Here is an 11,736-nt window from a genome sequence, read left to right on the forward strand (position 1 = left end):
TTGATAACGCAGAGGTCCCAGGTTCGAGTCCTGGATGGCCCATGATTCAGGGGGAAGCAAGTGTTATGGTAACATAACGTTTGTTTCCTCTTTTTGTTTCCCCTTGTGTTTTCAGTAAAATTGTTTCATTTATTTTCAGAAAATCTGTTATAAAATATTATTTTCACAAGCAAATTTTAAAATTTCTTATTATTAAAGACTATATTGTCAACTTATTTGACAATATAATAAGAAAATAAAAAAAAATTTGCATACTTTGTGAAATCGTGGTAATCTTAAATCAACGGCTCAACGCTTACATTGTTTTCATGCAAACGCGCGCGGTGTTAAAATGATGAGGTTTCGCGCGACATGTATGATACAATATCCGGTCCGATTTTTGTGCCCACCTAGCGACATTTTTTGTTGTTAGTAGTTGAGGTATAATGAGATTGGAAAAATGGAAGAAAAATTATTTAACAAAGGCTTTTTAACGATTACGATCATCAACTTTATTGTTTACTTGGTGTATTATCTCATGATGGTAATCATTGCTGTAGTTGCGCATGATCAACTACATGCGTCATTTGGGCAGGCTGGTCTTGCATCAGGAATTTATATTATTGGTACGTTGATTGCGCGTTTAATCATGGGTAAGGAGCTTGAATTGATTGGACGCAAGCGAGTTGCGCGATGGGGCGCAATCCTTTACTTAATAACGACAATAGCCTATTTAGCTGTTCCTACGATTGCTGTTCTCGATGGTGTTCGTTTGCTTAATGGTTTTGCATACGGTATGACTTCAACTGCTCTTAACGCAATTGTCACTGAATTTATACCAGAGAAGCGTAAAGGCGAAGGAATCAATTACTATGGTTTGAGTACAAGTTTGGCAGCGGCTATTGGACCATTCATCGGTTTGTTGTTATTGAATGCAACAAGCTTTCAGTTTATCGTTATTCTGTCAGCCATATTAATTGGCATATCAATGGTTGCTTTGTTCGCGGTTAAAATTAATAATGTTACTTTGTCCGCAGCACATCTGGCTGAATTAAAGTCATGGAAAGTTTCTAGTTTTATTGAATTTAAAGTGTTATTGATTGCCGGCATCGGATTTCTAATGGGCCTTTCTTATTCATCAGTTTTGGCATTCTTGGCTTCTTACGCAGAGACATTGCATTTAGTTGCTATTAGTTCATTTTTCTTTGTGGTATATGCTGGTATTGTAACCTTGACGCGTCCTATGACTGGTAGAATCTTTGATCGCTTTGGTGAAAATTACGTGATGTATCCTAGCTATTTGTTCTTGGCATTTGGATTAGTAATTTTAGCGTTTGCGCATAATGGTTTTGTATTGTTACTATCTGGTGCGTTTATTGGCTTGGGATATGGTACATTTATGTCAAATGGACAGGCTGTCACACTTAAACTTGTCACTAGCCACCGAATTGGTATTGCTCTTTCGACTTATTTCATTGGTTTGGATTTGGGATTAGGCGTTGGCCCATACGTGTTAGGCGCGTTGCACAATTCGCTTTCATTCCGCGAGTTGTATTTGGTATCAGCAGTTATTCCGATTGTTTCGGCAATTCTTTACTTGCTATTCTACCGCCCAAATAAAGCAAAAAAAATAACTCAAAAAGTAACTAAACGTGAATTAGCTTAAAAAAAACGCATCAAAATATGATGCGTTTTTTACTATCTTCAATTAGACAAGCCAATCATCTAAACTTTCGATTTCGTGGGTTGGTTTGATTGCTACTTGGTCAATTTGATCGTGAGTTGATAAACCTGAATAAACTAATAGTGTATCAATGCCGGCATTGATACCAGCTAAAATATCGGTATTATAGTTGTCACCAACCATAATAACGTCTTCTTTGGCAATTTTTAGTTTTTGCAAAGCGCCAGTCATAATTGGTGTCTGAGGCTTCGCAATAACAGTTGGGGTGATCTGAGTAGCTGTTTCAATGGCGGCGACAATGGCACCAGCTCCAGGAATCATACCGCGTTCATTAGGTAAATTAGTATCACGATTGGTGGCAATAAATTTAGCACCATGCTGGATTGCTAAAGTTGCATACATCAATTTATCATATGTAAATGCACGATCTAATGCTGCTACAACAAAATCAGCATGTTCGTCTTGTACCAAATCAAATCCGGCGTCTAAAAGTGCTTCTTCAAGTCCAGTCTCGCCAACAACCAAAACCCGTGTTTGCTGTGGGGTTGCCAATTGTTTCAAGTAATCGGCCGTTGCCATGGCGCTGGTGTAAATTTGATCAATGGTGGTGTCAATTTGATGATTAATCGTTAAGTTAGCAGCAACGTCAGCCGGACTTTTGGTTGAATTATTCGTAACAAATAAATAAGGAATATTGGCTGCTTTTAAACGATCAATAAATCGTTTGCCTGATGCAAATTTTTTAGATCCTTGGTAGATAGTGCCATCAAGATCGATAAAATAGGCTTTGTATTTTGACATGTTTAATCTCCATTTAACATTGAATGACTATATTATACACATCAACAGTAGTTGATATCAAACAACGAATCAACGGACTTCTCTCCAAATCTCAATCTCCCTAAAATAAAATCTCCTAAATATCGTCCGCCCGCAAGAGATTGCGGGTTTTCGTTTTAGTTATGGATTTATTTTATGTTTATTTGATGGAAAGCGGGTAAAATATAATTATACTGTTAATGTTCAATGCTTATAGTAGACACTAATCATATCAGCACAGAGGGGGGCTTATGGCAAAAAAATATAGAACACCACCTTTTTTGACACCATCAGCAATTGTGTCATTAATTGTTGCAATTAGTGCGGCAAATTTGGCTGTTAACGTTGCAACAGGTACAACAGAAGGTGGACGGACATCATCACGGTCAGTTAGTACCAATTCGTCCTCGACAACTACAAGTAAAAATACATCGACAACAAGTAGCGATAAGTCATCTAGTGATGACTCATCATCTGAGAGTAGTGACACCTCATCATCAGTTACGCCCTCTTCGTCTTCAACTTCAAGCGCAACTTCATCGGAAACTTCTAGCACAACAACCTCTTCATCGTCGTCAAGTTCGTCGTCGAGTCAAAGTTCGAGTTCTAATGCAACTTCTACAAGTACTTCGGAGGACAGCCAATAATGTTTACATTGCTTGACTTAGTCAATCATTACCTTGGCTATTTTACTACTAATTCTAAAGTAAAAGGTCGTATTTATACTGCAGTTGGTGCCATGGGCGTATGGTATCTACTCTATCTAGCATATCGTTTTTTTGTAAACGGTCGTATTCTAAGGGGGAGTTTATTAGTAGCTATTTTCTTAGTCTTATTGTATTTTGTTATTTTAAATGTGTTGTATTTTTTTACCAAAAAAACAACGAAATGGGATATTTCGCCTAAAATAGAACAAATTGTGGGGCAGCCGCATGAAGAAAGTACACAAGCAGCAGCGAGTGTGATTATTCCAGCAAATGGACTGTACGAGCGGCAAGATGTTATGAACGGCGTAATTGATAGTAATTTACAGCAAAGAACCAACATTGAAGCGATTGCTCGTGAAATGACCGATTTGAATTTAATCGCACAAGACTATGGTCACTTAGGTGAACAGGCCCAACGACAAATTATTGCACAAAAAGGTGTGATTAATGCCAATCATCCAGGGACAATATTACCTTATTTTGATATGCAAGAAGCTGATGGCACATTGACAATATTTGGTGGTATCAATCAGTTGCAGGCTCGCGAACTTGGGAATGTATCTCGCGTGGGTCTGACACCAACGGATCAAGCATTGTCACATTATCGTTTGGCCGTTGCTTCCGTAGTTCTGACTGGTGGACCAAGTCATGTTGCTACGAGAAGTGAACTCATCGATGATCAACAACCTTATCAAATTAAAGTTGAAATTGCTTACATGAGGCGTTCTTAACACAAAAAAAGCGCCTATGACAGCGCTTTTTTCATGTGAATATGTTGAATACCAGCCTCGATGAACTCTTCGCCAAAAGCAGAAAATCCTAAGCGATCGTAGAAACCGCGTGCCTGAACTTGTGCGCCTAATACTAATGTTTTTATACCGTATTCAGGGGCAAGTTGTTCAATATAGGCAAATAATTTGCTACCGAGACCCTTGCCACGCGCAGGATAGAGTGTGGCTACACGTTGAACATGCCAAGTTGTTGCGGACTCTGGTAAAACACGAGCAGTTGCTGCTAGTTTGCCATCAACATATGCTACGATATGAATCGCTTCTTCTTCGGCTGACGGATCATCCATCTCGTCAGCAATAGCAACGCCTTGTTCGATAACAAAAACGGTTTTTCTAATTATGAGGGCGTCAGCTTGAATTGGACCGAGCCCTTTTTGATGTTTAATTTATATTGTCATGATACAAGTATAGCAATATTTAGAGCGAGTGACCATATAAATTGGTATAATGAAACTTATGAAAAATTTTTTTAAAAAATTTTGGCACCAGACGCTGGCGCCAAAAAATTGGCTAGCACAATTGAATACACGACTTGGATTTTTCACATGGTTGGTCGTCTTATTCACATTGAAAGCTATTTTGGCGTACGGTGCTGATTTTGATTGGCTACACGTTTCTGATTCATTGCAAGTCGTTCTCATGTTATTGAATCCAATCGGGTTTACCATGATTTTGTTTAGTTTGGCCTTATTTATCAAGCCCAAACAGATTTACTATGGAGCATTATTACTAATTGATACAGCGATGACAACGTTGTTGTATTTAAACGTCATTTATTTTCGAGAATTTTCAGATTTCATGTCCATTAATACCATGTTGGGGTACAATACCGTTAACCAAGGTGGTAAAGCAGCCGGGGCCATTTCTTTCGGGATACATGATTTTTTATTTTGGATTGATTTAGTGATTTTAATTGGCCTGATGGTCTTCCGGAAAATTAAGTTTGACCAGCGGCCATTAAAACGTTTGCAACCATTTAAACTTTTTACCATTGGTGTTTTTGTATTGGTGGCAAATATGTTTTTGGCAGATGTCGATCGGCCACAGTTATTAACACGTCAATTTGATCGTGAATATATGGTGAAATATTTGGGTATTGGGCCATTCACGATTTATGATGCGATTAACACATACCAGACTAGTCAGGTTCGTAAAAGTGCAACGCCATCTGAATTGACAGCTGTTCAAAAATATATTAAGAAGAATTACGCGGCGATTAATCCAGAATTTTATGGCAAAGCTAAAGGCAAGAATGTCATTGTGATTCATTTGGAAAGTTTCCAACAAATGTCACTGGATTTGAAAGTTAATGGTCAAGAAGTCACACCTTTTTTGAACAGCTTATATCACAGTAAGTCGAGTGTTTCATTTGACAATTTTTTTAATGAAGTTGGACAAGGTAAGACATCAGATGCAGAAAATATGCTAGAGACCTCTACTTTTGGATTACCACAAGGCTCACTGTTTTCTAAATTAGGAGATGATCAGACTTTTCAGGCAATGCCTGCTATTTTGAATCAGCGTGCTGGTTATTCAAGCGCAGTATTTCATGGTAACATTGGTAGCTTTTGGAATCGTAGTACAGTTTATAAACATATGGGATACCAAAATTGGATTTCCGGTGATTATTTTGATTTAACTGGTAAAAAAGCGACATCGTGGGGACTGAAGGATAAACTATTATTCCAGAACTCTGTTCCTTATCTAGAACGTTTGCAGCAGCCGTTTTATGCTAAATATTTGACAGTGACGAACCACACACCTTATACGCTAGATGCACAGGATCAAGATCCTAATTTCCAGACATCGAATACAGGCTCAACATTAGTGGACAACTATTTCATCACCAATCACTACCTTGATCAATCCGTGAAGGAATTCTTTAACTATCTCAAAAAATCAGGGTTGTACGATAATACTGCTGTTGTCTTGTATGGTGATCACTACGGTATTTCTAATACTGACGCGCCTTATTTGGCATCCGTGCTTGGCAAAAATGAGAGTAACTGGAACGATTTAGACAATGCTAATTTGCAACGGGTGCCACTGATTGTTCATATACCGGGCATGACAAATGGTTATATTGATCATACTTATGGTGGTGAAATTGATGTTGCGCCTACATTAGAGCATTTGCTTGGCATCAGTACAAAGCGGTATATTCAGTTTGGACAAGACTTGTTAAGCAAGCAGCACGTACAAATAGTTGCATTCCGTAATAAAGACTGGATAACACCAGAATATGCTAGTTTGTCTGGGCGAATTTGGAATACAAAAACGAATCAATTAATTGAATATCCTGACAAAAAATTGCAGACTAAACTTAATAAGATTCAAAGTTATGTGAATAAAAAATTGAATATGTCAGATAATTTGAATCAAAAGAATTTATTGCGTTTCTATACACCAAAAGATTTTAAGGCTGTTGACCCGTCGAAATATGATTACAGTAAAGACAGTACAGTCAAACGGTTGAAAAAGATTAACCAAAAATTAGGGACAAAATCCACAAGTTTGTTGTCTAAAAATGGTAACCGCTCGACTCTGAGTGATTACATCACTGATGCACCAGAGTCGCGTGATAAAGCGACAGATACAACAAGATTGTTGCCACGAAATGTAGATGATTGGAGTGGAAATTAATGAAATTGGGAGCAAAAATATGACTAAGATTCTTGTTGCCCTTGAAAACATTGGTCTTGGGGGCATGAAGCGTGCCACGACTGTTGTTGGTAATGCGTTGGCACAACAGCACAACGTAGTATATTATAGTTTTTCTGATTTACCACCTTTTTATACACTATCAGCGGATTTATTGGTTGCAAAGAGGCCCTTAACACTAGCCAACGATGCAAAGCCTTATGTCAAATATGCTGAACAAATTCAAGATTTTATTAACATTGCACGGGAATTCGATGTGGTAATTTTAGCAGGTGGTTTGTTGTCTAGTTTTGCTGCTGTGATGAAGCCACAATTACCTGACACACAGTTAATTGGTTGGATGCATAACAATGTGACGACTTACAAAAGTCAGTACTATGCTGATATGCAGACTGAATTTGAGGCAGGTTTGCGGGCACTTGATACTGTCGTTGTACTGACAGACTATGATTTGGCGGGCTTTAAGCCCTATAATCAACACGCTGTCAAAATATGGAATCCGTTGACCATAACACCAAATGGACGCGCTGATTTGACACAACATATCATTGCCTTTACAGCTCGGATTGCGATTCAGCATAAAGGCATTGATTTCGCTGTGCAACTAGCATCTAAACTACCTAATGATTGGCGTTTGGCAATTGCTGGTAATGGGCTACCAGAAGATATGGTAACGTTTCAAGAATTGATTGAAAAATATGCGGCTCAAGATAAAATTATTTATCGTGGTGGACTAAAAGACGAAGCTTTGCGACAGCATTACCGTGATGCTAGTATTTTCTTACAGACTTCTCGTTGGGAAGGATTGCCGTTGGTTTTGGCTGAAGCTATGAGCTTTGGTTTACCGATTGTCGCAATGAAAAATACGGGTTCTGCAGAAGTGCTAGATGACGGGGAATACGGCATTTTAGTCGAGAATGGTGATGTCGATGGTTTGTTAGCAGCTATTCAGCCACTATTAAACACTCAAAAAGAGCGCCAACATTATGCTGATATCTCACTACGACGAGTTGAAGATTTTGAGATAGGCCCAATTTTAGAACAGTGGCAGGCTTTGTTTTAATTAATTAATGTGCTATATTTAAATAGATATTAGGCGTGTTTTTAGCAACTTAGTTGACAAAGAACACTATTTTTAGAGGCACAAATATGAATTTTGACAAAGAAAATTTTAAAAAACCGTCTCTTGATCATCTACAATTTCGCATTGGTGAACTAGCACGTATGACGAATATATCGACACGGCAACTTCGCTATTGGGAAAAGCAAGGATATGTTCAAGCGATAGATCGAGAAGATGAACAAGAATCTCGATTATATGGGTTTCGTGCGTTTGTTAAAGTTGCGATTATCAAACAAAACTTAGATGATGGTGATAGTTTACATGAAGCCGTTGATAAGGCTAATGAACAGCTTGAAAGTGCTATGATTATCCACCATATTATGAAGAAAGCCTTCCAAGGTATTGAAGAATATGAAGGACGTGTTGTGGTCAACTTGGGCTATTTTGATGACGCTGAAACGCAATTGCTGTATGTTTATCTTGAGTCTGGAAAAGTAAAGTATCGGGTTGTTGATAAACGTGAGTTTCCAATTACGAAAAAAAGCCAGTTACTATAACAGGTTCCATTTAGAATTGTTATAATAATTGGCTTTTTATTTGAACATTTTTGGTTGAACGCGAAGTAAAACAATCAGTACAATGACAGTCAAAAGGATTTGTGGGACAACGTAAGCTTCGTTGTAAATCAGTGAATAGAGCCAAGGATTTTGCCCTTTAGGAGCAAAAGCGCCGTAAAAGAAACCACCAGCCAAAAAGGAACCAAAAAAGCGACCAAAACCACCAAGTACGGCGCCAAGTGATACCAATACCATTGCTTGTTTTGTTGTATTTCGACGGAGTGCATATTTTAATTGGCTCGTGCACAATCCGCCGAGACCAACCAATGTATAGGCAAAGAAGTAGTCGAAAAATACTTGTAGTGGATTTAAATAATATGGATTTAAAATAAAAGTCACCACACCAACAATTAATCCAGTCACCATACCGGCTTTTACACCATGTCGGTAGGCAACAAATAATATTGGGACCAATGACAAGGTCACGGCGCCACCTTGTGGCATTTTAAAAAGGGTCAGCCAATCGAAAACAACAGCCAAGGCGGCAAATATAGCCACTTCAGCGATGACGCGGGAACGAGAATTTTGCATAGATTTCATATCTCCAAAAAATAAAAGCGCAACCGTCAAGAGAGTTCACAGGTTGCGCCATTAATGAGCTAAACAATGTTATATCTCCCTTCGCATGCATTATCATGAGCAGGTTCGGTGGGTATATCTCAGCCATAGGGCACCCCAGATAATCTAAGTATAACGAAAATGACAATAAAGTCAAATTAAGGGAGCTAACCCTAAAGGTGTGGGCATTTATTATATGACAACATGGCAATATCAATTTAAAATAGCACCGCACAATGCCGGTCAATCAGTTAAAGCATTGTGGATAAAATGGCTTATTCCAAAGCGTATTCGTGGGGCTCTCAGGATTAAGCGACATTTTACCGTGAATGGTAAAGTGGTCCCGACTAGTTATTTTTTGGCAACAAATGATGTATTAGTGATGACCTTTGATCAGGATGATTTTAGGACGAGTAACTCTAATTATCGACCGAATCATAGTCAGAAAGTAGCAACTTTATTTGAAAACGATTATCTTGTGGTTGTCGATAAACCAGCGGGTATGAAAATGCATCCGCATTCACCAACAGAAGATGATACTTTGCTGAATTACGTTGCCGGTGATTTTCAAAGGCGCCATTTGGAAGTGGCCCCTTATATGGTACATCGAATTGATCGGGCCACATCGGGTGCCGTTATTATTGCAAAAACGCCTTTGGTAGTCCCAATACTTGACCAATTACTATCTGTTAAGGCAATTACACGGACTTATTTGGCATGGGTGAGTGGCGTGATGCCGACAAAACAGGGAATAATTGAAACACCAATTGGCATTGATGCACAAGACGACAGGAAACGTGCTGTCAATGGAACAAACGCACAATTTGCTGTGACACATTGGACTAATATACATACGGTTTATCAAAATTCTTTATTACGAATTCGTTTAGATACTGGCCGAATGCACCAAATTAGGGTTCATTTAGCTAGTGTAGGCCATCCAATAGTTGGGGATGACCTATATGGTGGGCGTCATATGCCAAGATTGATGCTGCATTCAGCTACCATTGAACTCCCTTTACCCTTTGATGGTGGCATTAAAACGATTACAGGTCCATTGCCTGATGATTTTCCACGACAATTGCGTTAATAAAAAAAGAAGCTCACGACGAGCTTCTTTTTTATTTAGGATTAGGCTTCTTTTGTAACGCTCTTGTTGAAGAAGTTAGCGGCAAATGCTGCCAAAGCGCCACCTAGTAGATCAGCCACTAGGTAAACCCAAACGTGACCAAGTGCTTTACCTTGAACAAAGATTGCAGGACCTAAGGCACGAGCTGGGTTGAAAGCGCCACCGGTAATAGGTAACGCAACAATGATTAGGACTGCTAACCACAAACCGATAATCAATGGGGCAGGGACATTAGCCAATTTAGTGACAATTGAAATGACCAAAACAAACAAGAAAGTCAAAATCAATTCAAAGGCAAAAGCGTACCAGCCTTGCCCGTCAGCAAAGTTAGTTTGACCAAGACCAGCCAAAGTAACGAATTGTTTGACTGTCATTGATTGACCTGACAAAGCAGTTGTAACGGATGTTGACTTTAGATAAGCTGTAACGCCAAGATAGACAGCACCAGAAGCGACAATAGCACCAATCAATTGTGCTAATACATAGCCGACAAATTCGACCCATGACAAACGCTTTTGAATAGCCATTGAAAGTGATACGGCTGGGTTAAAGTGCCCACCAGAAATTTGACCAAAAGCATAAATGGCAACGGCCAATGCCAAACCAAATGAAAAACCAATTGTGATAGGTGATTGTGTCGTAATAGCTGAATAAACAACACTACCAGTTCCAAAGAACACTAACATAAATGTTCCTAGAAATTCTGCGATATACTTACGCATGAAAAATTCTCCTTGTGTGTAATATTACCAATAAATCCCATTATACACGTTTATTTCTAGAAACAAAAAAAGATTGACAATGTTAGTCAATCTTTATAAACTTTAGGCTTTTACGGCTTTTTCTTCACTGGTTTTATTGAAGTAATTAGCGGCAAATGCTGCCAATGCACCAGCGATTAGTTGTGCTGGAATATAGACTAACAGATGTTTCAGTGCCTTACCACCGACAAAAATTGCTGGTGACAATGAACGTGCTGGGTTGAATGATCCGCCTGTAATTGGCAAGGCCACAATGATCAAAACGGCTAAGAAAAGGCCAATGACCAAGGGAGCAGGGACATTAGTCAACTTTGTGACAATTGAAATCACAAGTACGAACAAGAATGTCAAGACAAATTCAAACGCAAAAGCGTTCAGACGTTCACCAGTGGCATAGTTTGCTTGACCCAAACCAACATAGGAAATAAATTGGCTGACGGTCATTGTTTGTCCAGATAATGCTGTGGAAACAGTTGAAGACTTCAAGTAAGCGGCAACACCACCGTAAACTGCTGCTGAAGCGACAATTGCACCAAGGAATTGTGCTACAATATAACCACCAAAATCAACCCACGTGAGTCTTTTTTGGATGGCCATTGACAACGAAACAGCTGGATTAAAGTGGCCGCCAGAAATTGGGCCAAATGTGTAAATGGCAATTGCTAAAGCAAGACCAAAGGCTAGCGCTACCGTTAATGGTGATTGTGTAGAAGCAGCAGAGTAAACAATACTTCCTGTTCCAATCCCAACCAACATAAAGGTGCCTAGAAATTCCGCGATATACTTACGCATGTAAGATTCTCCTTATCGGTATAAAAATTATCAACACTTACTATTTTACACGTTTATATTAATTGGTTATTAAAGAAATAGTAATTTTTAATAATTGAGGCAGATTGTAAAATTTAAGTTGAACATTTAAGTGGACAGAAAAACCCATCAAGGTCTTTAATGGTGTTACCACAAC

At 38.8% G+C, this 11,736-nt stretch carries 12 protein-coding genes and 1 riboswitch; of the genes, 6 read left to right on the forward strand and 6 right to left on the reverse strand.

Annotation, left to right across the window (positions count from 1 at the left end):
• Window positions 1-439 precede the first annotated feature (439 nt).
• Complete coding sequence (locus IEU71_RS09045; RefSeq protein WP_004910300.1) at window positions 440-1,645, forward strand: MFS transporter; 1,206 nt, start codon at window positions 440-442, stop codon at window positions 1,643-1,645.
• A 42-nt stretch (window positions 1,646-1,687) separates the two neighbouring features.
• Here the strand turns inward: IEU71_RS09045 and IEU71_RS09050 are convergent, their stop codons facing one another.
• Together IEU71_RS09050 and IEU71_RS09055 are read right to left on the reverse strand one after the other, a co-directional pair.
• Window positions 1,688-2,464 carry a TIGR01457 family HAD-type hydrolase gene (locus IEU71_RS09050; protein WP_004910305.1) on the reverse strand — a complete coding sequence of 259 codons (777 nt, stop codon included), beginning with the start codon at window positions 2,462-2,464 and terminating at the stop codon, window positions 1,688-1,690.
• Window positions 2,465-2,714: 250 nt separating this feature from the next.
• Window positions 2,715-3,038: a hypothetical protein gene (locus tag IEU71_RS09055; RefSeq protein ID WP_004910307.1), complete on the reverse strand. Its 324-nt coding sequence runs from the start codon at window positions 3,036-3,038 to the stop codon at window positions 2,715-2,717.
• A 90-nt stretch (window positions 3,039-3,128) separates the two neighbouring features.
• Here IEU71_RS09055 and IEU71_RS09060 point away from each other — a divergent pair, with 90 nt between their 5' ends.
• The gene (locus tag IEU71_RS09060) at window positions 3,129-3,920 is read left to right on the forward strand and encodes a DUF6681 family protein (RefSeq protein WP_004910309.1); all 792 of its coding nucleotides are present in this window, start codon (window positions 3,129-3,131) and stop codon (window positions 3,918-3,920) included.
• Between the two features lie 14 nt (window positions 3,921-3,934).
• Here IEU71_RS09060 and IEU71_RS09065 read toward each other — a convergent pair whose 3' ends face one another.
• A complete protein-coding gene (locus tag IEU71_RS09065; RefSeq protein ID WP_233127290.1) occupies window positions 3,935-4,366 on the reverse strand; it encodes a GNAT family N-acetyltransferase in 432 nt (143 codons plus the stop codon).
• Window positions 4,367-4,427: 61 nt separating this feature from the next.
• Between IEU71_RS09065 and IEU71_RS09070 the strand changes: the two genes are divergently transcribed.
• The 3 genes from IEU71_RS09070 to IEU71_RS09080 all read left to right on the forward strand — a co-directional run bounded on the left by IEU71_RS09070 (window position 4,428) and on the right by IEU71_RS09080 (window position 8,261).
• Window positions 4,428-6,623, forward strand: coding sequence for an LTA synthase family protein (locus tag IEU71_RS09070; RefSeq protein ID WP_080519673.1), 2,196 nt, complete (start codon window positions 4,428-4,430; stop codon window positions 6,621-6,623).
• A 19-nt stretch (window positions 6,624-6,642) separates the two neighbouring features.
• The gene (locus IEU71_RS09075; RefSeq protein ID WP_004910318.1) at window positions 6,643-7,704 is read left to right on the forward strand and encodes a glycosyltransferase; all 1,062 of its coding nucleotides are present in this window, start codon (window positions 6,643-6,645) and stop codon (window positions 7,702-7,704) included.
• An 86-nt stretch (window positions 7,705-7,790) separates the two neighbouring features.
• On the forward strand, window positions 7,791-8,261 hold the full coding sequence (locus tag IEU71_RS09080) for a MerR family transcriptional regulator (RefSeq protein WP_004910320.1): 471 nt from the start codon (window positions 7,791-7,793) through the stop codon (window positions 8,259-8,261).
• 36 nt (window positions 8,262-8,297) lie between these two features.
• Here IEU71_RS09080 and thiT read toward each other — a convergent pair whose 3' ends face one another.
• Entirely contained in the window at window positions 8,298-8,861 is a 564-nt protein-coding gene (gene thiT / locus IEU71_RS09085; protein ID WP_233127289.1) for an energy-coupled thiamine transporter ThiT, read from the reverse strand.
• Between the two features lie 59 nt (window positions 8,862-8,920).
• A riboswitch (TPP riboswitch) is annotated at window positions 8,921-9,009 on the reverse strand.
• Between the two features lie 66 nt (window positions 9,010-9,075).
• Here thiT and IEU71_RS09090 point away from each other — a divergent pair.
• The gene (locus IEU71_RS09090; protein ID WP_004910324.1) at window positions 9,076-9,969 is read left to right on the forward strand and encodes an RluA family pseudouridine synthase; all 894 of its coding nucleotides are present in this window, start codon (window positions 9,076-9,078) and stop codon (window positions 9,967-9,969) included.
• Window positions 9,970-10,010: 41 nt separating this feature from the next.
• On the opposite strand, the gene IEU71_RS09095 is transcribed toward IEU71_RS09090, so the two are convergent.
• A complete protein-coding gene (locus IEU71_RS09095; protein WP_004910327.1) occupies window positions 10,011-10,730 on the reverse strand; it encodes an MIP/aquaporin family protein in 720 nt (239 codons plus the stop codon).
• 102 nt (window positions 10,731-10,832) lie between these two features.
• Window positions 10,833-11,561: an MIP/aquaporin family protein gene (locus tag IEU71_RS09100; protein WP_004910329.1), complete on the reverse strand. Its 729-nt coding sequence runs from the start codon at window positions 11,559-11,561 to the stop codon at window positions 10,833-10,835.
• Window positions 11,562-11,736 lie beyond the last annotated feature (175 nt).

This window comes from Leuconostoc falkenbergense (assembly GCF_014634805.1).
Taxonomy (GTDB): Bacteria; Bacillota; Bacilli; order Lactobacillales; family Lactobacillaceae; genus Leuconostoc; species Leuconostoc falkenbergense.